Below are 24,412 nucleotides of genomic sequence, written 5' to 3' on the forward strand. Positions count from 1 at the left end.
GCTTTTTCATGGTCTCGCCCTCGCTGCCGTTGGCTTCTTCGAACGCCACCGTGGCACTGTGATGCCTCGGCGGGGGCGAGTCCATCGATTACAGGCTGCACGCGGTCCCCTGTAGGAGCGGCCTTGTGTCGCGAAAGGGCCGCACAGCGGCCCCGCTTTTTTTGTTCCACCACCGTCTCACACCGTCTCAATGTGCAACAGCGCACGCCTGCAATCACAACCTTGCACCCAGGCAAAACCCAACGCCTTCAACACTTTGCGGCCATTTTCCCACCTTGGCACGCCCATTGCGCTTATGCCCGTCACATCCAATGACAAGAGGCACAGCCCCATGCTTTCCGACCTGCCCATCCTGCCCGCCACCCGCGCCTTTCTCGAACGCAAGCTGAAGATGCGCATCGGCGCCGACTGGCAGGACGCCGCCAGCGGTCGCACCCTGTCGTTCCGCAACCCGGCCACCGGCGAAGTGCTAGGTGAAGTGCCTGCCGCCGAGGCCGAGGATGTCGACCGCGCAGTGCGCGCAGCACGCCAGGCCTTCGACGATTCGCCGTGGAGCCGCCTGCGCCCGCGTGAGCGACAAAACCTGCTGTGGCGCCTGGCCGACCTGATGGAGCGTGACGCCCGCCAGCTGGCCGAGCTGGAATGCCTGAACAACGGCAAGAGCGCCGCCGTGGCCCAGGTGATGGACGTGCAACTGGCCATCGACTTCCTGCGCTACATGGCTGGCTGGGCCACCAAGATCGAGGGTAGCACCGTCGAAGCCTCCATGCCGTTGATGCCCAATGACCAGTTCCACGGCTTTGTGCGCCGTGAAGCTGTCGGCGTGGTCGGCGCCATCGTCGCCTGGAACTTTCCGCTGCTGCTGGCCTGCTGGAAGCTCGGCCCGGCGCTGGCCACCGGCTGCACCGTGGTGCTCAAGCCGGCTGACGAAACACCGCTGAGCGTGCTCAAGCTGGCTGAACTGGTCGACGAAGCCGGCTACCCGGCCGGCGTGTTCAACGTGGTCACCGGTACCGGCCTGAATGCTGGCGCCGCGCTCAGCCGTCACCCCGGCGTAGACAAGCTGACCTTCACCGGCTCCACCGAAGTCGGCAAGCTGATCGGCAAGGCGGCCATGGACAACATGACCCGCGTCACCCTGGAGCTGGGCGGCAAGTCGCCGACCATCGTCATGCCAGACGCCAACCTGCAGGAGGCCGCTGCCGGTGCGGCCACGGCAATCTTCTTCAACCAGGGCCAGGTGTGCTGCGCCGGCTCCCGCCTGTATGTGCACCGCAAGCACTTCGACAACGTGGTGGCCGACATCGCCGGCATCGCCAACGGCATGAAGCTGGGTAGCGGGCTGGACCCGGCCGTGCAGATGGGGCCGCTGATCTCGGCCAAGCAACAGGACCGTGTTACCGGCTATATCGAGCTTGGCCGCGAACTGGGTGCGACCATCGCCTGCGGTGGCGAAGGCTTTGGCCCAGGTTACTTCGTCAAGCCGACGGTGATCGTCGATGTCGACCAGCACCACCGCCTGGTGCAGGAAGAAATCTTCGGCCCGGTGCTGGTGGCGATGCCCTTCGACGACCTGGACGAGGTTATCGGCATGGCCAACGACAATCCCTATGGGTTGGGTGCCAGCATCTGGTCCAACGACCTGGCCGCGGTGCACCGCATGATCCCACGCATCAAGTCGGGCTCGGTGTGGGTCAACTGCCACAGCGCGCTGGACCCGGCGCTACCGTTTGGTGGCTACAAGATGTCTGGCGTCGGGCGTGAGATGGGGGCCGCGGCCATCGAGCATTACACCGAGCTCAAGTCGGTGTTGATCAAGCTCTGACCTTTTTCCTGTACCGGCCCTATCGCCGGCAAGCCAGCTCCCACAGGTATCCACTGCCCTCAGGTCCTGTGCCGTACTTGTGGGAGCTGGCTTGCCGGCGATAGGGCCGGTACAGGCAATACAAAAACAACAATAAAAACCATGGAGCAAACCCATGAGGCACACACTCGCCTGCACATTGGCCCTGTTGCTGACCGCACCCGCCACCCAAGCCTACGAGCTGTACAACCAGAACGGCACCACCCTGAACGCCGACCTCGAAGCCCTGTTCGGCGTCTTCCACAGCGACGAAAGCTACAACCAGGCCGGCAACCGCCAACCCGGCAGCACCGCCTGGCAGGAGGGCTACATCAAGTACGGCCTCAGCGGCAGCCAGGCCCTGCCCGATGCCGGTGCACTCTACGGCGCCTTCAACCTGCTAAGCTCCGCCACCTGGGGCGATGGCGATGCCGCCGGCCTGACCCTGGGCGACGAGCGCCGCACCGCCATCGAAGACCTGTACCTGGGCTGGCGCTCAAGCAACCTGTTCCCGGCCTTGGGCGAAGACGGCGTGGACATTTCCGGCGGGCGCCAGGTGGTCACACTGGGTGACGGCTTCCTGATCCAGGGTGACCCGGTAAACCTGGGCAAGGTCGACCTGGGCGCCAACTTCGACCGCGGCGGCGCCTACTACCTGGCCGCCCGCAAGGCCTTCGACCGCACCGCCGTGCTGCGCCTGGGCGGCAAGCAAGGTTGGCGCGGCGACCTGATGTGGCTGAAGTCCGACAACCATTACCAGGCCGACACCTCAATGGCGGTGGCCAACCTGGAGCATGTCGGCGACAACGGCACCGTCGGCCTCAGCTGGATCCGCGGCCTCGATGTGGACCAGCGCTACGCCCAGATCATGGGCCTGGAGCACCGCGACGGCATGGACACCGCCAGCCTGCGCGGTCGCGGCAACCTCGGCGTAAAAGACCTGGAGCTGGCCGCCGAATACGTCACCCAGGACAAGACCGGCGGGCGCGAGAACGCCTGGTACCTGGAGGGTAACTGGACGTTCTCCGAACTGCCCTGGACGCCCACCGCCACCTACCGCTACAGCCGATTCTCCGAAGGCTTCGACCCCCTGTTCTATGGCCTGAGCCGAGGTTACGGCACCTGGTTCCAGGGCGAAGTGGCGGCCAACTATGCCGGGCCGTTCAACAAAAACAGCCAGGTGCACCATGTGGCCCTGAAGGGCAAGCCCCGGGACAACCTGACCGTTGGCGCGCTGTACTTCGACTTCGACACCCTGGACACCGACCAGGGCAACCTCGGTGGGCGTGAGCTGGACCTGTATGTGGAATGGATGGTCAACGACCACCTGCTGATCAGCCCGGTGGTGGGGTTCTACAAGCCGGAGCGCAGTGCGGCCAATGGTGGGACGCAATTGGGTGGGACGGACGCCGGGACCTATCTGCAACTGGTGGTCGGGACTTTCTTCTGATTCGAGATTTTGGGGCTGCTTTGCAGCCCATCGCGACACAAGGCCGCTCCTACAGGGACCGCGCAAGCTTATGGACGGCGCTTAATCTTGTAGGAGCGGCCTTGTGTCGCGAAAGGGCCGCAAAGCGGCCCCGGCAATCTCAAACCAACCCTTGCTCCAACAACCAGCGCCGCACCATCATCTGCTGCTCACCCGCCAAGCCAGACAACACGGCCTCAACCGGCTGGCCACTGCGAATTTCCCGCACCACAGGCGCCAGCTCCACCCCCTGCAAATGCCACACCCCCAATGGCTGGTCCGCCGTCACCACCACCTCGGCTTCGTCCACCAACCCATCACGCAGCACCGGCCGCCGCTCGACCCGCACCACGTTCCAATCCGCAGCCATATGCAACGGCTGCGCATCCGGCCAGCCTTGCCGTCGCCCCCAGAACGGCTGCCCTGCGCGCCCCTGCTCCTGCCCGTAGAAGTCGCGCCCGATCCGGGCAAAGCGCAAGAACAGCTGCTCGACCCGTTGCTGGTGAAACTGACGCGCCAATGCAGCGCGCTCGGGCCTGCGCAGCAACGTATTGATCACCACCGGCGCCTGCAACGCCGAAGACAGCGACTGGAAAATGCCGTTGCCCGACAGTGGGTCAACCGCCATCGCGGCATCACCCACCCGTATCCAGTCCTGCCCAACGCATTCCCCGGCCAGAATCGCGGTACTGCTGCGTGCATGCACCTCTGCCGGCATCAGCGCCTGGGCATCGAACAGTTCGGCCACCAGCGTGCTAAGGCCACGCCGCGCCGCGCAGTAGTCTGCGAGCCCGGCCTTGCCCGGTAGCCCAACGGCGTCCAGCGTGACCTGCCAGTAACAGCGGCCATCCTCAAGCCGCGCCATCCACGCCCAACCATCCTTCAGGCTCTCCACTGCCGAGGCCGGCGCCCCGGGGCTCCCCTGCCAGACATTCAGCAGGCTGACTGTCTCCGGCCCGCGCAAACGGTCTGCGGCCAGCGGTGCCTGGCGGCCGCGAGCCTCGACGAGGAAATCAGCGACCAGCACCTGCCCATCGTCCAGACGTACATGATGACAGCCCTCGTGCACCACCTCACGCACGCGCCCCTCGACCATGTGCACGCCTGCACGCTGAAGGTCGTCACGCAGCGCCCGGTCAAACCGTTGTCGGTCGAGCAGAAACTCCTGGTTCATGTGCAGGTGCTGGCCATTCCAGTGCACCTGCCGGGTAGCCGGCATGGCCGCCTGGCTCAAGGCCCCGCCAAGGCCCGCATGCCGCAAGCCCTCCAGCACCCGCTGCGAAACCCCCTCAACCGCCGCAAAACGGCGCCACTCGGACACCACCGTCACCGTATAGCCCAACCGCCGCAGGCCGATGGCCGTGGCAGCACCTGCAGGGCCGGCGCCCAGCACCACGATGCGCGGCTCAGCCATGGCTGGCCCCCCGCCGCTCAGGGCCGATGAACCTTGCGTGAGCGCGCAACCAGTCATGGATCTGCTGGCGATCCATACCCGGCTCGTCACGCAGCAAAGCGGCAATCCTCCCACTCAACGCTGCACAGCCCAGGCTCGCACCTGCTCTACCGCCCGCGCCTACATAACCGCCAAAGTCCGCCTGCCGGGTACCAAGCCAGGACCACTCGCCAGGCGCGCAACGCGCATCACCGGTCAGTCGAAGCACCCCAGGGTAACTAGCCGGGTACACCGGCCCACCCTGCGCCGGGCTGGATGCACACAACAGCACACCAGCCGCCAGCGCCTCGGCACAGGCCTGGTGCAGCACGGGGCGGTCCTGCTGCAACCCCAGGCTGAGGTTGACCAGCGTGGCCCCGGCCTCCACCAGCCACAGCAGCGCGGCCGCTACCTGCAAGGCACTGGTGCTGGCCTGGTCACTGAACACCTGGGCCATCAGCAACGGTGCCGCACCAGCTTCGCGTTCCACGCCGGCAAGTACCGCACTGCCGTGCCCGAGTTGGTCGGGCAGCATTTCGCCTTCACGCAACTGGCCGTCTTCCAGCCAGAAACGCCGGGCGCCCAGCAAACCGTTGGCCTGCTCCAGCGTGCAGCCACTGTCGATGATGCCAACGCGCACGTCAGAGCCCATGCCTGATCACCTCCTGCGGCAGCACCTGCAACTGGCCGTCATGCAGGCGCAAGTGCAGGTCGGCATCGGCCAGGGTAGAAGCCCGGTGGCTGATCAGAATGCGCGTGCGACCGGCAAACAACTGGTCGATGGCCGCGATCACTTCACGCTCGGTGGCTTCGTCCACTGCCGAAGTGGCCTCGTCCAGTACCAGGATCGCCGGGGCCTGCAGCACCGCACGGGCGATGGCGATACGTTGCTTCTGCCCGCCGGACAGTTGCTGGCCACGCTCGCCCAGCAGGCCGTCCAGGCCCAGCGGCAGGCTCTCGACCAGGCTGTCCAGGCGTGCCAGGCGCACTACCCGTTCCAGTTCTTCACGACTGGCCTCGGGCACACCATAGGCCAGGTTCTGCGCCAGCGTGCCACGGAACAGTACGATGTCCTGGCTGACCACCGCGATGCGCCTGCGCAATGCGGCCAGGTCCAGCTCGCGCAGGTCGGTGCCATCCAGCAGAATGCGCCCGGCGTCCGGGTCGTAGAACCGCTGCAGCAGGTCGATCAGGGTCGACTTGCCCACCCCTGATGCGCCGCTGATGGCCACCTTCAGGCCGCCCGGCACACGCACCTGCACGTTGTTCAGCACCGCGCCCTGGCGGCTTTCATGGGCAAAGCCCACCCCTTCAAGCTGCAACTCGCCGGGCCCTTCCGGCATAGGCTGCGGATTGGCAGCCGGGCGCACCGCCACCGGCTCCTGCTTCAGCTCCATTACCCGGCCCAGGCTCACGGCCATGCGCTGCACCGCCACATACAGGCCCAGCAAGCTCTGCACCGGCCCTACCGCCATGCCCATGTAGGTGGAAAAGGCGATCAATGCACCCAGTTGCCAGGTGCCCTGGATGACCCACCAGCCGCCAACCAGAAACGCGCAGGCGCGGCACCACGAGGTCAGCGTACCGGGGATGGCCTGGGTGAAGAATTCGGTCACCTGCACCTTGAGCAGCTGGCGCATGTAGCCCTGGCCCAGCTGGTCCAGCCGCCCTGCCTCACGGCCTTGCTGGCCGGCAGCCTGAATGAACTTCATGGCCGGCAGGGTCTCCACCAGGAACGACGACACATCCGCCGAGCGCTCACGCAGGTTGCGCACTTCGCGCTCCACTTTGCGCCGCATCCAGCGCAGCCACAGCACTTCGATCGGCACCAGCAGCGCCAGCAGCAGCGACAACTGCCACGACAGCATCAGCATCAGGCCCACCGCCCCCACCAGCCCGATCACCGCCGACACGGCCGAGAACAACGAGTCCACGGCAAAGCGCTGGATCTCCGCCACATCGCCGTCCAGCCGCGAAAGGATGTCGCCCATGCGCCGTCGCCCGTAGAACGTTGGCGATAACTGCTGCAAGTGCCGGTAAAGGTCATCGCGCAGGGCAAACAGGATGCGCCCCGACAGGCGCGTGTGCAGGTAGCGGTTGACCCCGGCCAGCACGGTACCCAGCAGGCCCGCGCCAATCATGATCGCCGCCATGTGCCAGAGGGTCTGGTAATCCTTGGCCAACAGCCCCTCGTCGATCAGTGTCTTGACCAGCCAGGGCTGCGCCAGCGCCAGCAGCGAGGCACCCAGCGACAGGCCCAGCAGCAGGCAGATGGCACGCCGGTGCGGGCGCACGAAACCATACAACCAGGCCAATGCCTGGCGCATGAGTACAGGGTCGCTGGACTCCACCAGCCTCGCGAACAATGGGCCCATGGTTCAGCCGCGCAACTGTTTGAGCTTGCGGTACAGCGTCGCCCGGCTGATCCCCAGCGCATCGGCCGCCGCCGACACATTGCCCTGGTGGCGCGCCAGGGCGCCGCGGATCATCTCAAGCTCGTTGTCCTTGAGGCTGCCGGAAGGCGCCGTGCCGCTGGCCAACTCGTCCAGCAGGCAATCGGTGAGGTGGTCCAGTGTCAGCACCTGCTCGCCGTCCTCGCGCATGGCCAACGCCGTGCGCACCACCATCTCCAGCTGACGGATGTTACCCGGCCAGTCGAAGCCTTCGAGCAAGGCAGCCAGCGCCGGGTCGAGGGTTACGCCACGGGCTTCGGACTTGTCCAGTAGCCCCTGGATGATCGCGCCCAGGTCATCTCGCTCGCGCAGCGCCGGCAGGCGCAGCGACACGCCGTTGACCCGGTAGTAAAGGTCTTCGCGAAAGTGCTGCTCTTGCACAAGGCGTTTGAGGTCGCGGTGGGTGGCGCAGATCAGCGCCACATCGATGTCCTGCTCGTCACCTGCCCCCAGCGGCGCCACACGGCGCTCCTGCAACACCCGCAGCAGGCGCGCTTGCAGGGCCAGCGGCATGTCGCCGATTTCATCCAGGAACAGCGTGCCGCCATGGGCCTGCATCAGCCGCCCGACCATGCCGCCCCGACGCGAACCGGTGAACGCACCCTCGCGGTAGCCAAACAGTTCGGACTCGATCAGCCCTTCGGGGATGGCCGCGCAGTTGACGGCCACAAACGGTTTGTCGGCCCGCGGGCTGGCCTGGTGCAACGCCCGGGCAACCACTTCCTTGCCGGTACCGGTCTCGCCCAGCAGCAGCACCGGCAGGCCATTGCCCAGCCCTTGGCGGGCCATGCGCAGGTTGCGCGCCAAACGTGGGTCGCCGCCCGCCAATGCTTCGAGTGCGGGCGACTGCTTGCCAGGCGCCGGTTTGCTTGCCGGCGCACTGCCATTGACCCGGCCATGTCGTGGCAGCTGCAAGGCGCGGAAGTAGAACTCGCCCTTGGCCGTCTGCACGCTGCTCACCCCGCCCTGCCACAGGCGTGCAATGAACGCAGGTGAGCGTTCGCCGAGCAGGTCAGTGCTGCGCCGGCCGATCAGCTCCTGGCGTGGCACCTGCAACAACTGGCAGGCACTGTCGTTGGCGGCCAGCACTTCACCGTCCAGGCTCAGCGCCAGCAGGCCGTGCCAGGCACTGTTGAGGTATTGCGGGCGGCTGTGGAAGGCCAGCACCAGTTGCTCGGGGTGGCACAGGCCGAACAGGCGGCTTTCGATGTTGCCGGCGGCCAGCATCAGCGTTGTCAGGCTGTCCTGTGGCTGCGCCATCACCCCTTCGCGGGTGATGTCGAGCACGCCGATCACCTCGCCACGCGGGTCGCGCAGGGGGACGGAGGTGCAGGAAAACGGGCTGAGGCGGTCGAGGTAATGTTCACCGCAGTTGATCAGCGTAGGGCGGCCTTCCACCACCGCTGTACCTATCGCGTTGGTGCCACGCAGTGTTTCGCTCCAGCAGCTACCCGGTTGCAGGTCGCGCAGGCCCTCGCGGCTGAGTACGTGGGTCTGGCCCTCGATGGCCAGCACGTTGGCCTTGGCGTCGCCGAGGATGATGATGCCAGCCTTGCCCTGACGCGAGACCAGGTAGTCGAGTTCGGGAGTAACGGCATCGACCAGCAGGCGGTTGCGTTCCAGCAGGGTACGCAAATCATGGCCGTGTTCCAGGCCGAGGCCAACTTGCTCGCCTTGCAGGCTGTCCAGGCCATGGCCGAGGCTGCGGCGCCAGGAGGCGTCGATCTCGTCGCGCAGCATGCCCAGCGGCAGCTCGCCCTCACTCGCCAGTTTCAGGCGGGCCTGGCGGGATTCGTGCAGCGGGTCGTGGGCGTTTGTTATTAGTTGTCGCGCCATTTTCTACTCCGGCTGTGCCCCGCAAGGTGGCGGGAGACGGGCTTGGGAATTTTCCGCAGTGTGCGGGAGAAATGGCTGGGCGTCATCTGGTAGTGGATGGATTGGGGTGTAGCTGGGCTGGTGACCTGAAGGTGGCGCAAACCCTGTGGGGGCTGGCTGGCCGGCGCCATCCACCGCGTCGCCTGCTTCGCGGGCTTGCCCGCTCCCACAGGGTTCGCATCAGGCCTGAGGTCTGCGCTGTACCTGTGGGAGCGGGCGAGCCCGCGAAGAGGCCCTCGAGGTCAATCAGTGATATCGATCGACATCAGCAATAGCCGAGCCCCGTCAGGCACTCGACGCCGACTTCCGCCCGGCCAACTGCTGCCTCTCAACCCCATCCAGCAACGCCTCCACCACCGCCTTGGCCGAATCCAGCCCATGGTCATTGCTCAACAACAGATCACGGCAGGTCCCTTTGGCCAGCTCCAGCGCCTTGAGGTTGGTAGCAAATGCGCCTTTCAGCAGCGTGGACAAATGCACCAGCGCATCTTCGTAGTCCACTCCCGAACATACGGCAAACAATGGCGGGTGGCTGCATTCACAGGTGGAAAAACTGGAGGCCGCCGTGGTGGCGCGAACGGGAGGGTCAGGTAAGCCTTTTGTCATTGTGTCGCTCCTTGATTCACTGGAGCCGCCACAGATCGCTACCAAACGAATGGGTGACGGCTGTACGCAGGTTGGTAGACCGGGAATCAAGGAAACCGGCGCGCACGGAGGCGCCCTACGCACAGCCGCCATAAACTACCGATGTCGGGGAAGCGTTGGAAGCGAGGGGCATGTGCAGTAACACTTCTCTCGGTCGCCTGCACCGGCCTCTTCGCGGGTAAACCCGCAGAGTTCGCGCCACGCCCTACCGGCTGGGCAGTTTCTGTACTTCCAGGTTATCCAGTACCAGCAAGCTATCGTCCTCTTCCGTGTCTACAGTCACCACCACCACTTCAGGGCCGTCAATAATGAATTCCTTTGTGCCATACCGCATGTCGCCCGGCCCGTCTTCGGAAAGTTCTTCAGAATCCCCTGCGATCAAAGTCTGCATCCCGCAATAGCTGTTGCACCCCCACGAAAACCGCACCAACCGCCGCCCGGCACCTTCAAGCACAAACTTGATAGCCGAGTCCACTTCAAGGTGCTTACCCACGATACGCCCTTCGCTAGCCTCGTGTGGCTTGTCACTGACACCACGCTTGCCGCGGTCCAGCTGGAACTCGACGCCGTTGGCAGTGACCCGTGGGTATTGACCAACCGCAAGCGCCTCAAAATTGATACTGGGCGTGGGTGTTGGACGGCCCACGGCCTGGTCCTGCGCATCGTAAGTGAACGTGGCACTGCCTGCCTTGCTGTTGGGGAACGCGACCGATACCACAGGTATCGACTGTTGATATTGCTGCTGATAACGAATTTGGTCGTATTGCGCCTTGGCCAACGCCTCGCGCTCCGCTTCGACGTAGAAGAACGAGTGCACCGGCAACGTCCCACCCTTACCCTTTTCCCACACCGGCAGCAGCACTTCGTTGTTAATGTTCCACAGCTCGTCAGCAAGGCCCGCGCGCGCAGCAATAGCCGTCTGGAAGCCTTTGGCGGTGCTGCCTTGCTGAGCACGCATGTCCCACCCACACACACGGTAATTGCCAGCCTGCGGATAGCTGTCCAGCCATTGTTGCGCCGTGGTGATATCCAGCGCCTGGCAGGTGTCGGTGGTTTGCTCATAACCTGTGATCGGACCACAGCCCTGCAACGTAGCCCGCTGGTTGGTGTTGGCATTGATGGGGAAGGTGCAGAGCACGTGCAGGTTGGCAACCTTGCCTTCAGGTACAGCCTGGGTCGGATACATGATCAAGCCGTTCTGATTACCGAATGGCTTGCCGAAATTGCTGTCGTGGCGTAGCCACGAGAACGCGACACTGCCCTTGGTGATCTGGCTGTCGCTGGGTTCCCATGGCAAGAAGTCCGGGCTGCTGCCCGTGGTACGCAGGGCGATACCGCTGCACAGGTAACCGGGCTTGTCCGGGCCACCGCAGTCTTCGGTGGTGCTTTGGTACCAGCGCGTCAGCTCGGTGACCGCCTCACTGCCTCGCTTGTCGAGCGAGGCAACGCTGGATGTAGTTGAGTGCGGTACGGCGACGCAACCGCTGATGAGCAAGGGGAGTAGGCAGGCGATTTTTCGCATGATAATGGACCTTGGCCTTAGTCTTGAGTACGGGTTGGCCAAAGTATTTATTCATCTTGAGGGTCAGGACGACTACTGGCAGAAATGATAGGAGGCCGATGTGGAGGCAGCCCCAGAGCGTTCAGCAAGAACCCATTAATCGTTGCCGCCTGAACCGGCCTCTTCGCGGGCTTGCCCGCTCCCACAGGGTTCGCACCAAGCCTGAGGACTGCGCTGTACCTGTGGGAGCGGGCGAGCCCGCGAAGAGGCCCTCGAGGTCAATCGATCGGTCTCACCAACACCCGAGTCTCGTCAGACACTCGACGCCGCCTTCTGCCCGGCCAGCTGCTGCCTCTCAACCCCATCCAGCAACGCCTCCACCACCGCCTTGGCCGAATCCAGCCCATGGTCATTGCTCAACAACAGATCACGGCAGGTCCCTTTGGCCAGCTCCAGCGCCGTGAGGTTGGTTGCAAATGCGCCCTTGAGCAGCGTGGAAAGGTGTACCAGCGCATCTTCGTAATCCACCCCCGAGCGCACGGCAAACAATGGCGGGTGGCTGCATTCACAGGTGGAAAAACTGGAGGCCGCCGTGGTGGCGCGAACGGGAGGATCAGGTAAGCCTTTTGTCATTGTGTCGCTCCTTGATTCACTGGAGCCGCCACACAACGTGACCAAACGAATGGGTGGCGACTGTACGCGGGTTGGTCAACCGGGAATCAAGGAAACCGGCGCGCACGAAGGCGCCCCACGCACAGCCGCCATAGAACGAAACAGCCGGGCACAAAAAAGCGCCAACTGTATCGCAGAGCGGGCGCTTGTGCGCCTTGATGATTGCGGGTGACCAAACCCGGCTGCTGGATTTACAGCAGCGGAGGAAGCCTACCGGCCCTAGGGAAAGCTTTCAAGGCTGGCGGGCCTTCAGTAACAATTCTGTTGCCAGATCCGGCCTCTTCGCGGGCTTGCCCGCTCCCACAGGTACGGTGTGCTCTCAAGAGCGACGCCATACCTGTGGGAGCGGGCAAGCCCGCGAAGAGGCCCTCAAGGTCGATCAAGGCTGCTGATTCTGACTCAGGTACTTGTCCACCGTCGCCTTGCCATCCCCTGCATCCCCCGCAACCTGCCACAACCGCCGCTCAATCCCCTGCGCCAGCAAATGCCCCACTGCCGCTTCGATCGCCGACAGCACGCACAGCTGCGCCGGCTCATTGGTGGTGTACCCCACCTCAGCCTCAAGCAGCTTCTTGAACTCGATGAACTTGAACACCCCGGCACTGCGCCCGACCGAGTAGATGGTCTTGCTGGTCATCACGTTGGCCAGTACCTGCCCGGTGCGCACGTCCACCGCGCGCAGGTTAACGGTTACCTGGTCGACCCGGTACTCGCGGGAGATATCGATCCCCAGGTAGCGGGCGCCCTCGCCGCCGCTGCGCACGTTGGTGTCGTAGGCAATGATGCCGCCCTCCAGCATCAGGTTGGCAGCCTGTAGCGGTGGCAGCTCGCCCATGATGTTTTCCGCCACATCAGGCTTTTTCTGCGAAGCGCGGATGATCTTGCGCTCGGTCAACAGGTTTTGCAGGCCTTCACGCTCCAGCACCACGAACCAGCCACTGGCGCTCAGGGCGTCCATCAGCATGCTGGCCGCGCCCTGGGTGACGCTGGTGGAGAAAGAGCTGGCCGGGGTGGGCTTGTATTGCCCGGTCTGGTCGCGGAAGCCGTACACCACGGCCATCAGCCGGCCTTTGGGCCGTGGCATGTTGATCAGGTCGTAGTAGGTGGAGGCCCGTGGGGTCAGGGTCGGGGTTTCCGAGTCCTGTTCGGCCGACATGGGTTCGCGCAGGCTGCAACCACTTTGCAGGCCCAAGGCGGTGAGGATCAGCAGCGTGCTCAGCAGACGTTTCATGGTGTTCTCTCCCCAACATAAAAGCCTTTCCCTCTCAGGGGTTCAGGCCGCTGACCTCAATGATCGAAATTTCTCCTGTGGCGCGATCGGTGACCTTGATGCTCAAGGCCCCGGAATCGTCGATGACGTCGATGAGAAACGCATCGGTCGCCATGCTGCCGGTGCTGCCGTTACTGATGTTGTCCAGCAACTGCGACAACATCCGCGACTCCAGCTGGTTGCTGAAGCGCTCCAGGGCGGTGGTGCCGGTAAAGGCCGAGGCACGGTCCTTGAGGTCGGGGTCGTCGTAATCGTTTTGCGCCTGTGCGTTGTTCAACAGCCAGGTGCCGTTCAACGGGTTGCCGCCAAACGCTGGGTTGACCGGGGTGTACACCAGCTCGGTGGCCTGGGCAGCACAAGCGCTGGCCAGCAGGCAGGCGGCAATGCAACGTGAAATGCGGTGGTTCATAGCTCGTCCCTCTCCAAGTCGGTGGTGTCCTGTAGCAGGCGTTGCAGCTTGCGTTGAATGATTTGCTGCTTGACCAGGTCGGCGGCTGCAACGGCCTCGTCTTTGAGCTCGGTGGTGTTCGGTGGCAGGAAGCGGCGGTACATCACTTCGCGTTCGAACTCCACGGTGACCAGGCTGCCCCAGCGGGCATCCGGGCGTTCGCGCACCACGAGGTTGAAGTCCAGGCGGCTGGTGGCACGCAGGCGGTCGGCGAAGTAGTAGTAAAAGTCGTGGCCGATGTGCGAGATGGTGTTGTCGACGATGAAACCCTGCATCTCATCCTCGTCCCCGGCCTTGGCCGACGTGGCCAGCACCAGCAGCAGGCCCAGGCACAGCGCAGCCAGGCTGTTCATGGCGTATCTCCCGGGCCGCTGTGGGTCTGCACGCCGTCGGCACCCTCGGTAAAGGCCTGCTCGGCGACGAACTGCCAGTCGCTGTAATGTTCCAGCCCTTCGAAACCACTCCACTCGGTACTGAAACCGCTGCGCTTGAACGGGGTGGCGTCCGAGCGGCTATGTACGCCGGTGATGCGGCCGTCGATGGAACGCAGCAAGCCCCACTCGTCGCTGTTGGTAATCGGGTCGGGGTACAACCTGCGAATGTGCCGCTTGGCCTGCGGGAAGCGGTTGTCCTGCAGCAGGTCAGCCAGGTCCTGTGGGTACTGGGCCAGGCCCGGCGAGGCGCGGTAGTAGCTGCGCAGGGCCTGGGCGTACTGGCCGCCCACCCACAGCAGCTGGCGCTCGCGGTCACGCTGGGCGGCGCTGGCCCAGATCGTGCCGGTGGCGGCCAGGGCCACGCTGCTGACCGCAATCAGCAGCAGCACGCCCAGGTAGGTGAAGCCAGCGTTGGCCTTACCATTCAGCGAAGAGGCTGCCATCACGCGCCCTCCCTGTGGCACCGCTCTTGATATCGGCCACGCCGCCGGCCACGCCTTCAGGGGGCGGCACCAGCTGCCAGGCATCGCTGCGCTCGGTGATCGGGTCGACCGGGGTGTTGCGCAGGTAGCGCTGCTCCACCAGTTGCTCCAGCGAATCCGGGTAGTGACCGGTGTCACCGTAGTAGTGGTCCAGCGCCTCGCGCAGCACCGACAGGCTCTGGCGCAGGGTGGCTTCGCGGGAACTTTCCAGGCTGTTGAAGTAGCGCGGCATGGCGATGGTCAACAGCGTGGCGATAATCGCCATCACCACCAGCAGTTCGATCAGGGTGAAGCCTTTGCTGCGTTTCATGGCTGTCACCATTGCCCGTAAGGGATGTTGTTCAGGCCTTTGCCACGGGCCTTGGAATAGACATCGAACACGTCTTCGCCCTGGCGCGGGTTGTCGGGGCTGCTGTCGTAGGCGCGCAGGCCCCAGCCGCCTTCGTCTTCACCCTTGGCCGCCACCAGCGGGTCGTGCGGGATGCGCCGCAGGAAGTAGAACTTGGCGCCCTTGGCACTGCGCACATCGCGCACGCCCTCCACCAGCACCTGCAGGTTTGGCGGGTAACCGCTGGCGTCCAGGCGCTTCTCGATGTAGCCGGCATCGAACGCCCGCTTGTAGGCGTCGATGGCGTCGCGAATCTGGTACAGCGCCTCGCGCAGCTGTTGCTCCTTGCCGCGGCGCACCACGGTTTCGGTCAGCGGCGCGGCCATGCTGGCCAGCAGCCCGAGCAGTGCCAGGGTCAGCACCACCTCGATCAGGCTGAAGCCCTGCATGCGGCGCTGCGCTTTCATGGCCGCGGGCTCACAGTTACCGGGGTGGCCGCCATCTGGCTTTCCACCACGGGCGAGTCGGTAGTCGGCGCATTGCCGGGTACGTCCATGGGCGGCAGCGGCGCCATCTGGCGTACCTGCATGGCCGACTCGGTACCGGTGGAAAACTCCATGTCCGACGGGCTCTGGTACGGCAGGTTGCGCACGATGCGCGGGGTAATCGCCAGCACCAGCTCGCTCTTGCTCATGTCGTCCTTGTTGCTGCCGAACAGCCGCCCCAGGCCGGGAATGTCGCCAAGGCCGGGGATCTTGTTGCCGCTGGCGTTGTGGTCGTTGCGCACCAGGCCGGCCAGCACCTGGGTTTCGCCATCGTGCAGGCGCAGGCTGGTCTGCGCGTTTCGGGTGTCGACCTGGACCGGGATGGTGCCCTGGCGGGTGGCCTCCAGCGGGGTGGCGTTGCTGACTTCAAGGGCCACCTTGATCGCCACTTCGTTGTTCAGGTGCACGGTGGGCTGCACTTCAAGTTTCAAACCGACGTCCAGGTAGGTGACGCTTTCGGTAATCACCGGGCCTTGGGTAGACGGCACCGAGGTTGCACTGATGATCGGTACCCGCTGGCCGATGTGGATGCGCGCCTGCTCACGGTTGCTGACGCGGATCACCGGGCTGGCCAGGGTGTTGATGTCCTTGTCCTGGGCATTGATCTTGGCCTGCGGCGCCGGCGAGATGCTGATGCGGCTGGAGTCGATACCGCGCAGCTGGTCGAGCACGCTCACCGGCTTGCCGTCGTTGCTGAGCACGCCGAAGGTGTTGGGCCATTGCAAACCAAGGTCGAGGATGCGCGAGGTGGCCACTTCCATCACCTCCACTTCCAGCACGACCTCGGGGTTGGACTGGTCCTGCGACTGCAACAGCTTCTCGGCCATGCGCACGGCATCCGGGGTGTCGCGCATGGTCAGGGTGTTGAGGCGCTCGTCGACGAACACGTCGCGGGTCTTGAGCATGGTCTTGACCATGTTCAGCGCGGTGTTGGCATCGATGCTGGTCAGGTAGAACGTGCGCATGACCAGTTCCTGGTAGTCCTTGGTCTTTTGCGGCGAGTCGGGGTACACCATCAGGGTGTTGTCGTTGACGATCTTCTGGCGCAGCTGGTTCTGCTCCAGCAACAGCGCCACGGCGTCTTCGATGCGCACTTCACGCACGAAGATGGTGGCCTTCATGTCCGGGCGCATGTCCTTGTCGAAGATGAAGTTGATACCCGCCACCTGCGACAGCACCTCGAAGATGGTCTTCAGGTTGGCATCGCGAAACTCCAGGGTAACCGGCCGCTCCAGCTTGCTGCGCAACTGTGGGTACGGCTGGGCAGTGCGCGCCTGCACGTTCTCGATGTCGCTGCGCAGGGCCATGCCCTTCTGGTTCTGTGGGTCCAGGCGCAGCACTTCGCGCATGTAGCGCTCGGCGCCGAACAGGTCGCCCTGGCGCAGTGCGGCCTGGCCCAGGGCCACACGCTCGTCCAGCGTACGGATCAGCTCCAGCTGGCGGATACCTTCCTGGGCGCGGCGGTTGTTCGGCTCCAGCGTCAGCACCCGGCCATAGCCCATGCGGGCATTGGCAAAGTCATGGCGGATGCGGTCGGCATCGGCCTGGCCCAGCAGCGCCTCGACCGCCGCCTGGCGGCTGTGCGCCAGGGCGATGTTCAGCTCGGTGTCGCGCGGGTCATCGCGCAGGGCTTCTTCCAGGCGGGCGATACCGGCTTCGTACTGGCCTTCCTTCATCAGCTGGTCGCTGTCCTTGCGCACGGCAGTGGAACCGCAACCGGCAATGGCCACACACAGCGCCACCAGCAGGAACGGGGCAGGTTTGCATAGCTTGGACGGTTTCATGGTGCGCTCCCTACAGACAAAGTCTGCAACTGATGCAAAGGCAGGTAGACCAGGCGCAGCTCTTCGGCCGATACCCGATCGAGGCGATAGGTGTCTTCGATGATGTCGCCCTGACGCACGACGTAGAGTTTTTCGCCGCTCTGCAGAAAGATCTGCAGGTCGTCGTTGTTGCCCATGCGGCCGATGAACTGGAACGGCAGCTCAGGGGCAGTCGGGGCGGCGGCCACGACCGGGGCGGCGACCACGGGTTGTTCGGTGACGGTGGCCAGGGTTTGGGGTTTGGTCCACCGCTGGGTTGGGAACAGATCGCGGGAAGCCTGTTCCGGCCCTTTCGCGGGCTCGCCCGCTCCCACAGGATTTGTGGGCGCCGCCGAACCTGTGGGAGCGGGCGAGCCCGCGAAGGCCGCGACGCCGTCGTCCTGGCCGAACCAATGCCCCGGCGCCCAGGCAATAGCCGCGCTCAAACCGAGGAAGCCGGCCCAGATGACTGCACGTTGTGTGTTCATCACGACCTCGACAGGTAAAGGGTCATGCGCAGGCGGGCATTCAGCTCGCTGTCGCCGATACGTTTGCGTTGCAGTTCGAGGTCTTCCAGCACCAGGGTCGGCAGTTGCTTCAGCAGCCCTTTGAGGAAGCCGCGAATCTGCGGGTAGCTGCCGCGCACTGGCAGCACGATCTGGTAACGCGCCAGTTGGGTCTTGGGATCGATGCCCAGGGCGTACTCGCCACGGGCCAGGCTGATGTGCTCGGCACTGGCCAGGTGGTACAGGCGTTCGATCAGCTCGCTGGCCTGGGGTTGCCCCGGTAGTTGCTGGCGCAGGCTGTCGAGCGCCTGTTGCTCGGGCTTGGTGGCGATCTTCAACTCGCCACGCTTGACCCGCCCGACCTGCACACTGGCGTCCGCTTCGGTGGCACGCAGCTCGCGCACGTTCTGCCACTGCGGCAGCACGCCAGCAGCTGCCACGCCCACGGCCAGCAAAACCACCGCGACCGCCGCCAGGCCGACCGGGCCGACGCGGCGCAGGCGTTCCTGAAGAATCAGGCTGTTCAGCTCAAGGGCGCGCATGGCCGGTCTCCCAGGTGGCGGTGAGGGTGAAGCGCACCGGGTGCTCAGGCTGTGCGGCCATCACTTCATGGTTGAGCAGCGACACATCGCTGAGCTCATCGCTGGCTTCCAGGCGCTGGTGGTACTGCAGCATCGCTTCCAGGCTGCGTGCTTCAGCGCTGATGCGCACCTGGCCCTTGCGCGCGTCAGGGGTCAGGCCAAGCAGCGCGACATCGTCCTGTGGCATGGCTTCGAGCATGGCAAACAGCTGCTGCCAAGGGCGTTGCAGTTGCTGGGATACGCTGCGCATCTGCGCCAGGCGCTCGGCCTGTTCGCGGCTGGCGGCACTGCTCAAAGGTGCGGCGGTGGCCGGGCGGCGGCCCAGTTGCAGCTCCAGGCTGTGCACGCTGGCTTCAAGGTCCACCTGCTCGCTCTGCAAGGTTTGCTGCAGCAGCACCAGGCCGGCGATCAAGGCGCTGCCCAGGGCCAGCAGCGACCAGGCCAGCGGGCCGCTGCGCCGGGGTTGGAATTCCAGTTCGAGGCGGCGCATGTCAGGCCACCGCCCGCCACATGGCGCACAGCGGGTCGGCTTCGCTGGCCGGCTGGCACAGCTGCACCGCCGCCAGTTGCGGCACGTCGCCCCGGCCTGGGGCATGCAGGTACACCCGGGGCATCTGCTCGCCGTACAGCTCGCAGGTGCGCTCGATCAACGCTTGCAGGGCCTGGTCGCTGTCGGCGCAGCCTTGCGCCAGCACTTGCTGCCAGGCACCGCCAGCCGCCAGTAGCAGTACGCTGCGGCGCGGTTCGGCCAGCACGAACAGGAAGTCGCCCTGCTCCAGCTGCGGCGAGCAACGGTTGTAGGCTGCCATCAGGTACGGCTGTACCGAGCGCAGGCTCAGGCGGCTTTCCCGGCCCAGCCCCTGCAACCGTTGCAGCAGGGCTTCGGGCAGCGCCGTGGCGACGCGGGGGGCGCCGGCAGGCTCGGGCGACAGCACGATGCGCCAGTCGTCCAGCGGCTGCCCGTAGAGGTTTTCGAAACAGGCCCGGGCATAGGCGTCCAGCTCACGCGGGCTGCCGATTGCGTCGCTCCAGGGCACCAGGCAGAAGCGGCTGTAGCGGGCCGACAGCAGCACCCGCAACTGGGCGCCACGCACGGCATGCTCGGCCAGCAGCGCGGTGAGCGCGTCCACAGCGGCGGCCCAGGCTGGTTGGGCGGCATCGCAGCTGAACTCGCGGCTGCCCAGCCACCGGTGCTGGTGTTTGTGCCAGCAACCCAAGCCGACACCCTCGGCGCCGAGTACGGCGCAGAAACGATCAGATGAATGTGACACGGTTGATCTCCTCAAGGGTGGTGCGGCCATCACGGACCAGGTCCAGGGCCGAAGCGCGCAGCAGGCGCAGGCCACGCTGGCAGGCGTGTGTCTTGATTTGCGACAGGGGGCGACGCTCGACAATCATTTGCCGCAGGTCGTCGTCCAGGTGCAGCAGCTCGGCGATGGCGCTGCGGCCGCGGTAGCCGCTGCCACGGCACTGGCCGCAGCCCTGCACGCGCACAAACTTCCAGCCGGCCACGCCTTCACGGGTAAGGCCCGAGCCGTACAGGGTGTCGTCGTCGTGCTCGCAGGGCGTGGCGCAATGCGGGCAGGCCAGGCGGATCAGGCGCTGGGCCAGCACCGCGTTGAGCGCTGAAACGAAGCTGTAGGGGTCGACCTGCATCTGGCTGAAGCGGCCGATTACATCGAACACGTTGTTGGCGTGGATGGTGGTGAACACCAGGTGGCCGGTGAGCGCCGATTGCACGGCGATCTGGGCAGTGTCCGGGTCGCGGATTTCACCGACCAGAATCTTGTCCGGGTCGTGGCGCAGGATTGAGCGCAGGCCACGGGCAAAGGTCAGGCCTTTCTTCTCGTTCACCGGGATCTGCAGCACGCCGGGCAGTTGGTACTCGACCGGGTCTTCGATGGTGATGATCTTGTCCACGCCGTGGTTGATCTCGCTGATCATGGCGTACAGGGTGGTGGTCTTGCCGCTGCCGGTGGGGCCGGTGACCAGGATCATGCCGTAGGGTTCGGCGGCCAGCCGGCGCAGCGCGCGCAGGGTCTCGTCGGCAAAGCCAAGCGCTTGCAACTGCACGCCGCTGACCCGGTCGGACAAGTCCTGCTTGTCGAGCACCCGCAGCACGGCGTCTTCGCCAAAGATGCTGGGCATGATCGACACACGGAAGTCGATCTGGCGGTCGCCCACCGCCACCTTGAAGCGGCCATCCTGAGGCACGCGTTTTTCGCCGATGTCCAGCTCGGCCATGACCTTGATGCGCGAAATCACCTGGTCGGCAAAGGCGCTGCCGCTGGCTTTGCCGGCACCGTTCAGCACACCGTCGATTCGGTACTTGATGGTCAGGCCCTGGCCGGTCATGCCCAGATGGATGTCGCTGGCATGCAGCTTGAGGGCGTCGTACAGGGTGGAGTTGACCAGTTTGACCACGCGGCTCTGGTCTTCGCTGATGCTGGCCAGCGACAGGCGTTGCAGCGGGTCGCCTTCGCTGCTGGCCTCGGCGTCATGGTCAAGGGCATCGACGGCGTGGAAGCTTTCTTCGTGGCGGGCCAGGAAGGTGGCCAGCTCGGCGGCGTGGGCCAGGTAAAGCGGTGCGCCTTGCAGCACATCGTCGATCCACGCCAGGCGGGCGTGGTCGAACGGGTCGGCGAACACGCCCAGCAACTGGCCGCCTTGCTCGATCAGCACGAATTCGCGTTTAAGGCATTGGGCCAGGGTCACCTTGTCGAAGCGCGGGGTGCTGGCCAGCAAGGTGTGGCTGTCCAGCACCGGGTAGTGCAGGGTCAGGCCCAGGCGGCGGGTGAAGGTGTCGGGGGTGTCGCAGGCCAGCCTTTCCAGGCAGGTGAGTACGCGCTCGTCGCTGGCTTGCAGGCGGGCCTGGGCCAACAGGTCGCGGGGGTAGGCTGAAAGTGGTGCTGGGTTCTTCGCGGGCATGCCCGCTCCCACAGGTTCACTGCAAACCTGAAGATCACGCGTATCCTGTGGGAGCGGGCATGCCCGCGAAGAGGCCGGTGCAGGCTGTTGCAAATCCCGGGTTGCATCGAATGCTTCTGGCATGGCCTGCGACTCCGCTCAGGGGCGCGTCGCAGGCTGGCTCGGCCAGGGGTGCGGGCGCCGCTATTCCCCTGTGAGCAGTTGTTCGTCGTCGGGCCCCGGGGGCTTGGCGCCATTACGGCGGCGGTCAGCCAACACCCAGCTTCCATCGTACAACTGCAGGGGGAACGATTCGTTCCTGTTCTGGCGTCGTTCGACGAACCCTTCTGCCGGGTTGTCCGTGGCCCTGCGCCGGCGCTCGATGCCCATCAGGTCGAAAATCGCACGTGCCAGTTCCGCCAGCGGGAACGGCTTGAACAGGACATGACTCACACCGAGTTCGGCGGCCCGCTCACGCACTTCAACAGTGGGGTGGGCGGTAATCAGCACGAAATGGCACTGCCTGTTCTTGCGTACGGCCTCCAGAACCTGAAAACCCTCCATGTCGGGCAAGCGGTAATCCAGCACGATCACTTGCGGTGCCAGGCTTGCAGCCTGTTCGATACCACTGGCACCGTCGTGGGCAACATGAACATCCAGGCCTTGCGCCTGCAAATACGCCTGCAGGTTCTGCGCAAGGGTCTGTTCGTCATCGACTACCAATACTCTGTTCACCAAGGTCGACTCCCAAGTACTGCCCGGTTACCCGGTCTGCGAAGTGCGCCCTTGTACAGGCTTGAGCAGGCTTCGTGCCAGGCGTGAATAGTCATGTTGCACCGCTGTAAGTCATTGATTTTACTAACGCGCATCCCAACTCCCGAATCGCGGCGGCCAGGCGCACCCACCCTGTTCCCCACAAGCGGGGAAAATGATGGCACATGGCCAAACCTTAATTCCCCAGCTTTGGGGGAAACGCCATCAGGGGCCTCAGTCAGCAACCTCCACGTTAGCGGCGTCACGCAAACGTTGGCGCACGGAACGGCGCGCATCCGCTTCTCGCGTGCTGATGAGCGCTGCCCTGGCCAAGACCAGGCCCTGCTCACGTATGACCGAAGGGTTATCACTTTGGTTCTGCGCTCCTTGCAGTCTTTGCTGGTTGGCATCATAAAATGCCTCCACCTCAGCCTGGCTCGGCGTGTCGACTGCGCTGAGCTGGGCATACACCTGCTGGGCCGCCATGTCTTGCCGGGTGTATTCAGTGTACTGTGCCCTATCAAAGCCCGCCTCCGCCAGCCGCCGTTCGAAAATTGCCGGGCTGCCAAACGCGGTTTCGACCTCGCCCACATGCGCCCGCACCTGCTCATCGCTGATGGCGATGCCCTGGCGCCTGGCCTCCTGCCAGAGCAACTCTTTGTCGATCAGCTCGTCCAGGGCCTGGTCGCGCAGGCGCTTGTACAAACCTGGGTTGCGGATGCTGGTTACCGCGCGCCCCTGGGCGCTCAGGTATTCAGTGAAATAGCGCTCCAGGCGCGTCACACTGATTTCCACGCCATTCACCCGCGCTGCCGGCACATCGGCCCAGCTCACCTCGGCCAGCACCAGCAACAGGCACAGCAATACGCTACGCATGGCAGCCTCCGTTCAAGGGGTATCCGGCACCGGCCGGTATGGGGTGACCGAAGTGAAGCGGGGCCCGGGCAGCGCCACCGCCACCACATGGGCACCGGCCATGCCCTGCCGGCGACCGGGGCCGAAGCCCAGCGCCGGGGTCAGGCCGGTCGTTACATCGTGCAGGCCTTCCAGCGCGGCAATCAGTTGCTCGCGGCTGGCGTCCCGGCCGATCTGCTTCAGCGCTTCACTCAGCAGGCGCAAGGCGCACAGGGTATTGACCTGCAACGATGCCTGGCGGGGGTCCAGGCCCTGGCGCTGCTGTAGCCCGGCAAGGGTCGCCAGGCCCTGCTCGGTCCAGTCTTCAGGCACATAGGGGTAGGCCAGGAACACCCGCTGCGACCACTGCGCGGGCAAGCGCGCCACGACGCCGGCCACCTGGCTTGAGGCCGCGAACAGGTAGGGCTGGCGGCCAGCTGCCTGCAAGCTCGCTGCCAGCTCGGCGAAGGCCTGGGCGCGACCAAGGAAGACGATGCCCTGCCCGTCCACGGCCTGGCCGTCGAAGGCCTGGACGGCAGGTGGCGCCCAGCCCTGTTGCTGCAAACGTTCGCGCACCTGCTCGGCCAACGCAGCCTGCTCGTTACCGGCATACACCACGCGCAGGTCGCCTGGGGCCAGGCCCAGCGCCGTGCGGGCATGGCCTGCCAGGCTGAGCAACTGCACGGGCAAGCCGGGCAGCGGGTCGAATATCTGTGAGCTGCCGCCGCTGCGCGGGGTACTGCCGATCAGGGGTACATTCTGCGGTGCCAGCAAGGTTGCCAGGCGCGCGTCGAGCATCGGCGCCAGGGGCGAGACCAGGGCGAACACGCGCTCCTGCTCCAGCAACAGTTGCAAGGCGTGTTCGGCGCTGGCCGGGTCCAAACCAGGGTCAAGCACCACCAGCTCCAGGCGCCGCCCGTGAATGCCACCTTGCTGGTTGAGTTGCGCCACGCCGTCTTCCAGCACCGCACGCACCACCTGCCCCGCTTCGGCCAGCGGGCCGGATGCCGGCAGCAAGGTACCCAAGCGCAGCACGCCCTCCTCCACACCTGGGTCGCGCTCCTGCGCCAGGCGTTTGAGATAGGCCGTGAGGTTACGCTGGTCGGCCAGGGTCAATTCAAAGCGTGGCATGGCCGGGTCCAGGCGGTTGTCGGCCGGGTCCACGCCATGCTGGATAGCGCGTGCCAGGCTGGCGTCGGTATACGCCGGGTAGTTGCGGCCATTGGCTTCGCGCGCGCCTGGGCCGAGTGCCAGGCGTTGCCAGTCGAGGCTGGGTGGGCGCACGCCACCTTCGGCACGGCCACGGCCGTCGTTGCCATGGCAGCTCGCGCAGGGCAGTACGCTGGCGGGCACGCTCATGCTGCTGGCCCCGACACGGGCCAGCAGTTGGGCGTCACTGCTGGAGACGCCCTCGCGATAGAGGCGTTTGCCGGCTTGCTCGTGGTCGGTGAGGTCAAGGGCCAATGCACCGGTACACATGGCAATGCCCGATGCGAATGCCAGAGTGCGCAATACTTTTTCAATGCCGACACGAATCATTGTAGGAGCGGCCTTGTGTCGCGATCGGGCGCGC

Annotated in this window: 24 protein-coding genes; 2 read left to right on the plus strand and 22 right to left on the minus strand. The window is 65.1% G+C overall.

What is annotated here, in order from left to right; all coding sequences use genetic code 11:
- Positions 1-331: 331 nt before the first annotated feature.
- Entirely contained in the window at positions 332-1,825 is a 1,494-nt protein-coding gene (locus ACQKPZ_RS13335) for an aldehyde dehydrogenase family protein (protein WP_427538674.1), read from the plus strand.
- A 154-nt stretch (positions 1,826-1,979) separates the two neighbouring features.
- The gene (locus ACQKPZ_RS13340; RefSeq protein WP_427538677.1) at positions 1,980-3,293 is read left to right on the plus strand and encodes a hypothetical protein; all 1,314 of its coding nucleotides are present in this window, start codon (positions 1,980-1,982) and stop codon (positions 3,291-3,293) included.
- Positions 3,294-3,432: 139 nt separating this feature from the next.
- Here the strand turns inward: ACQKPZ_RS13340 and qhpG are convergent, their stop codons facing one another.
- From qhpG to ACQKPZ_RS13450, 22 genes are all read right to left on the minus strand, one after another.
- The gene (gene qhpG / locus ACQKPZ_RS13345) at positions 3,433-4,725 is read right to left on the minus strand and encodes a flavin-dependent monooxygenase QhpG (RefSeq protein ID WP_427538680.1); all 1,293 of its coding nucleotides are present in this window, start codon (positions 4,723-4,725) and stop codon (positions 3,433-3,435) included.
- Positions 4,718-5,395 (minus strand): subtilisin-like serine protease QhpE, encoded by a 678-nt coding sequence (gene qhpE, locus ACQKPZ_RS13350; protein WP_427538683.1) that lies wholly within the window; start codon positions 5,393-5,395, stop codon positions 4,718-4,720. The genes qhpG and qhpE overlap by 8 nt, the downstream gene beginning before the upstream one ends.
- Positions 5,385-7,118 (minus strand): ABC transporter ATP-binding protein, encoded by a 1,734-nt coding sequence (locus ACQKPZ_RS13355; protein ID WP_427538686.1) that lies wholly within the window; start codon positions 7,116-7,118, stop codon positions 5,385-5,387. Before ACQKPZ_RS13355 ends, qhpE begins: the two co-directional genes overlap by 11 nt.
- Before the next feature lie 3 nt (positions 7,119-7,121).
- Positions 7,122-9,032, minus strand: coding sequence for a sigma-54-dependent Fis family transcriptional regulator (locus ACQKPZ_RS13360; protein WP_427538689.1), 1,911 nt, complete (start codon positions 9,030-9,032; stop codon positions 7,122-7,124).
- 324 nt (positions 9,033-9,356) lie between these two features.
- Positions 9,357-9,593: a hypothetical protein gene (locus ACQKPZ_RS13365; protein ID WP_427538909.1), complete on the minus strand. Its 237-nt coding sequence runs from the start codon at positions 9,591-9,593 to the stop codon at positions 9,357-9,359.
- Positions 9,594-9,921: 328 nt separating this feature from the next.
- Complete coding sequence (locus tag ACQKPZ_RS13370; protein WP_427538692.1) at positions 9,922-11,238, minus strand: hypothetical protein; 1,317 nt, start codon at positions 11,236-11,238, stop codon at positions 9,922-9,924.
- 291 nt (positions 11,239-11,529) lie between these two features.
- The gene (locus ACQKPZ_RS13375; RefSeq protein ID WP_427538912.1) at positions 11,530-11,766 is read right to left on the minus strand and encodes a hypothetical protein; all 237 of its coding nucleotides are present in this window, start codon (positions 11,764-11,766) and stop codon (positions 11,530-11,532) included.
- Positions 11,767-12,268: 502 nt separating this feature from the next.
- On the minus strand, positions 12,269-13,120 hold the full coding sequence (locus ACQKPZ_RS13380) for a CsgG/HfaB family protein (RefSeq protein ID WP_339550521.1): 852 nt from the start codon (positions 13,118-13,120) through the stop codon (positions 12,269-12,271).
- A 34-nt stretch (positions 13,121-13,154) separates the two neighbouring features.
- Positions 13,155-13,568 (minus strand): curli assembly protein CsgF, encoded by a 414-nt coding sequence (locus ACQKPZ_RS13385; protein ID WP_300021022.1) that lies wholly within the window; start codon positions 13,566-13,568, stop codon positions 13,155-13,157.
- The gene (gene csgE, locus ACQKPZ_RS13390; RefSeq protein WP_403195888.1) at positions 13,565-13,960 is read right to left on the minus strand and encodes a curli production assembly/transport protein CsgE; all 396 of its coding nucleotides are present in this window, start codon (positions 13,958-13,960) and stop codon (positions 13,565-13,567) included. The genes ACQKPZ_RS13385 and csgE overlap by 4 nt, the downstream gene beginning before the upstream one ends.
- The gene (locus ACQKPZ_RS13395; protein WP_427538695.1) at positions 13,957-14,484 is read right to left on the minus strand and encodes a type II secretion system protein; all 528 of its coding nucleotides are present in this window, start codon (positions 14,482-14,484) and stop codon (positions 13,957-13,959) included. Before ACQKPZ_RS13395 ends, csgE begins: the two co-directional genes overlap by 4 nt.
- Positions 14,459-14,833, minus strand: coding sequence for a type II secretion system protein (locus ACQKPZ_RS13400; protein WP_110742120.1), 375 nt, complete (start codon positions 14,831-14,833; stop codon positions 14,459-14,461). Before ACQKPZ_RS13400 ends, ACQKPZ_RS13395 begins: the two co-directional genes overlap by 26 nt.
- A gap of 5 nt (positions 14,834-14,838) precedes the next feature.
- The gene (locus tag ACQKPZ_RS13405) at positions 14,839-15,318 is read right to left on the minus strand and encodes a type II secretion system protein (protein ID WP_391133510.1); all 480 of its coding nucleotides are present in this window, start codon (positions 15,316-15,318) and stop codon (positions 14,839-14,841) included.
- A complete protein-coding gene (locus tag ACQKPZ_RS13410) occupies positions 15,315-17,180 on the minus strand; it encodes a secretin N-terminal domain-containing protein (RefSeq protein ID WP_427538698.1) in 1,866 nt (621 codons plus the stop codon). Before ACQKPZ_RS13410 ends, ACQKPZ_RS13405 begins: the two co-directional genes overlap by 4 nt.
- A complete protein-coding gene (locus ACQKPZ_RS13415; RefSeq protein WP_427538700.1) occupies positions 17,177-17,686 on the minus strand; it encodes a hypothetical protein in 510 nt (169 codons plus the stop codon). The genes ACQKPZ_RS13410 and ACQKPZ_RS13415 overlap by 4 nt, the downstream gene beginning before the upstream one ends.
- On the minus strand, positions 17,686-18,246 hold the full coding sequence (gene pilO, locus ACQKPZ_RS13420; protein ID WP_391133519.1) for a type 4a pilus biogenesis protein PilO: 561 nt from the start codon (positions 18,244-18,246) through the stop codon (positions 17,686-17,688). Before pilO ends, ACQKPZ_RS13415 begins: the two co-directional genes overlap by 1 nt.
- Positions 18,233-18,775, minus strand: a complete 543-nt coding sequence (locus ACQKPZ_RS13425; RefSeq protein WP_391133522.1) for a PilN domain-containing protein — start codon at positions 18,773-18,775, stop codon at positions 18,233-18,235. The genes pilO and ACQKPZ_RS13425 overlap by 14 nt, the downstream gene beginning before the upstream one ends.
- Position 18,776: 1 nt before the next feature.
- Positions 18,777-19,556: a hypothetical protein gene (locus ACQKPZ_RS13430; RefSeq protein WP_427538703.1), complete on the minus strand. Its 780-nt coding sequence runs from the start codon at positions 19,554-19,556 to the stop codon at positions 18,777-18,779.
- Positions 19,540-21,213, minus strand: a complete 1,674-nt coding sequence (locus tag ACQKPZ_RS13435; protein WP_427538706.1) for a GspE/PulE family protein — start codon at positions 21,211-21,213, stop codon at positions 19,540-19,542. Before ACQKPZ_RS13435 ends, ACQKPZ_RS13430 begins: the two co-directional genes overlap by 17 nt.
- Positions 21,214-21,396: 183 nt before the next feature.
- A complete protein-coding gene (locus tag ACQKPZ_RS13440) occupies positions 21,397-21,930 on the minus strand; it encodes a response regulator (RefSeq protein ID WP_391133531.1) in 534 nt (177 codons plus the stop codon).
- A gap of 249 nt (positions 21,931-22,179) precedes the next feature.
- Positions 22,180-22,821 (minus strand): SurA N-terminal domain-containing protein, encoded by a 642-nt coding sequence (locus ACQKPZ_RS13445; protein WP_427538709.1) that lies wholly within the window; start codon positions 22,819-22,821, stop codon positions 22,180-22,182.
- Positions 22,822-22,833: 12 nt separating this feature from the next.
- The gene (locus ACQKPZ_RS13450; protein ID WP_427538914.1) at positions 22,834-24,318 is read right to left on the minus strand and encodes an ABC transporter substrate-binding protein; all 1,485 of its coding nucleotides are present in this window, start codon (positions 24,316-24,318) and stop codon (positions 22,834-22,836) included.
- Positions 24,319-24,412: the final 94 nt, after the last annotated feature.

It is taken from the genome of Pseudomonas sp. NPDC089547, assembly GCF_050280665.1.
GTDB lineage: Bacteria > Pseudomonadota > Gammaproteobacteria > Pseudomonadales > Pseudomonadaceae > Aquipseudomonas.

Coding starts and splice junctions, on each gene's coding strand:
- ACQKPZ_RS13435 (WP_427538706.1), bottom strand. CDS start 21,213: ATGCCCGCGAAGAACCCAGCACCACTTTCAGCCTACCCCCGCGACCTG.
- ACQKPZ_RS13355 (WP_427538686.1), bottom strand. CDS start 7,118: ATGGGCCCATTGTTCGCGAGGCTGGTGGAGTCCAGCGACCCTGTACTC.
- ACQKPZ_RS13340 (WP_427538677.1), top strand. CDS start 1,980: ATGAGGCACACACTCGCCTGCACATTGGCCCTGTTGCTGACCGCACCC.
- ACQKPZ_RS13360 (WP_427538689.1), bottom strand. CDS start 9,032: ATGGCGCGACAACTAATAACAAACGCCCACGACCCGCTGCACGAATCC.
- ACQKPZ_RS13410 (WP_427538698.1), bottom strand. CDS start 17,180: ATGAAACCGTCCAAGCTATGCAAACCTGCCCCGTTCCTGCTGGTGGCG.
- ACQKPZ_RS13395 (WP_427538695.1), bottom strand. CDS start 14,484: ATGGCAGCCTCTTCGCTGAATGGTAAGGCCAACGCTGGCTTCACCTAC.
- qhpG (WP_427538680.1), bottom strand. CDS start 4,725: ATGGCTGAGCCGCGCATCGTGGTGCTGGGCGCCGGCCCTGCAGGTGCT.
- ACQKPZ_RS13385 (WP_300021022.1), bottom strand. CDS start 13,568: ATGAACCACCGCATTTCACGTTGCATTGCCGCCTGCCTGCTGGCCAGC.
- ACQKPZ_RS13335 (WP_427538674.1), top strand. CDS start 332: ATGCTTTCCGACCTGCCCATCCTGCCCGCCACCCGCGCCTTTCTCGAA.
- ACQKPZ_RS13370 (WP_427538692.1), bottom strand. CDS start 11,238: ATGCGAAAAATCGCCTGCCTACTCCCCTTGCTCATCAGCGGTTGCGTC.
- ACQKPZ_RS13445 (WP_427538709.1), bottom strand. CDS start 22,821: ATGCGTAGCGTATTGCTGTGCCTGTTGCTGGTGCTGGCCGAGGTGAGC.
- qhpE (WP_427538683.1), bottom strand. CDS start 5,395: ATGGGCTCTGACGTGCGCGTTGGCATCATCGACAGTGGCTGCACGCTG.
- ACQKPZ_RS13425 (WP_391133522.1), bottom strand. CDS start 18,775: ATGCGCCGCCTCGAACTGGAATTCCAACCCCGGCGCAGCGGCCCGCTG.
- ACQKPZ_RS13380 (WP_339550521.1), bottom strand. CDS start 13,120: ATGAAACGTCTGCTGAGCACGCTGCTGATCCTCACCGCCTTGGGCCTG.
- ACQKPZ_RS13415 (WP_427538700.1), bottom strand. CDS start 17,686: ATGAACACACAACGTGCAGTCATCTGGGCCGGCTTCCTCGGTTTGAGC.
- ACQKPZ_RS13400 (WP_110742120.1), bottom strand. CDS start 14,833: ATGAAACGCAGCAAAGGCTTCACCCTGATCGAACTGCTGGTGGTGATG.
- ACQKPZ_RS13405 (WP_391133510.1), bottom strand. CDS start 15,318: ATGAAAGCGCAGCGCCGCATGCAGGGCTTCAGCCTGATCGAGGTGGTG.
- csgE (WP_403195888.1), bottom strand. CDS start 13,960: ATGAACAGCCTGGCTGCGCTGTGCCTGGGCCTGCTGCTGGTGCTGGCC.
- pilO (WP_391133519.1), bottom strand. CDS start 18,246: ATGCGCGCCCTTGAGCTGAACAGCCTGATTCTTCAGGAACGCCTGCGC.
- ACQKPZ_RS13450 (WP_427538914.1), bottom strand. CDS start 24,318: ATGTGTACCGGTGCATTGGCCCTTGACCTCACCGACCACGAGCAAGCC.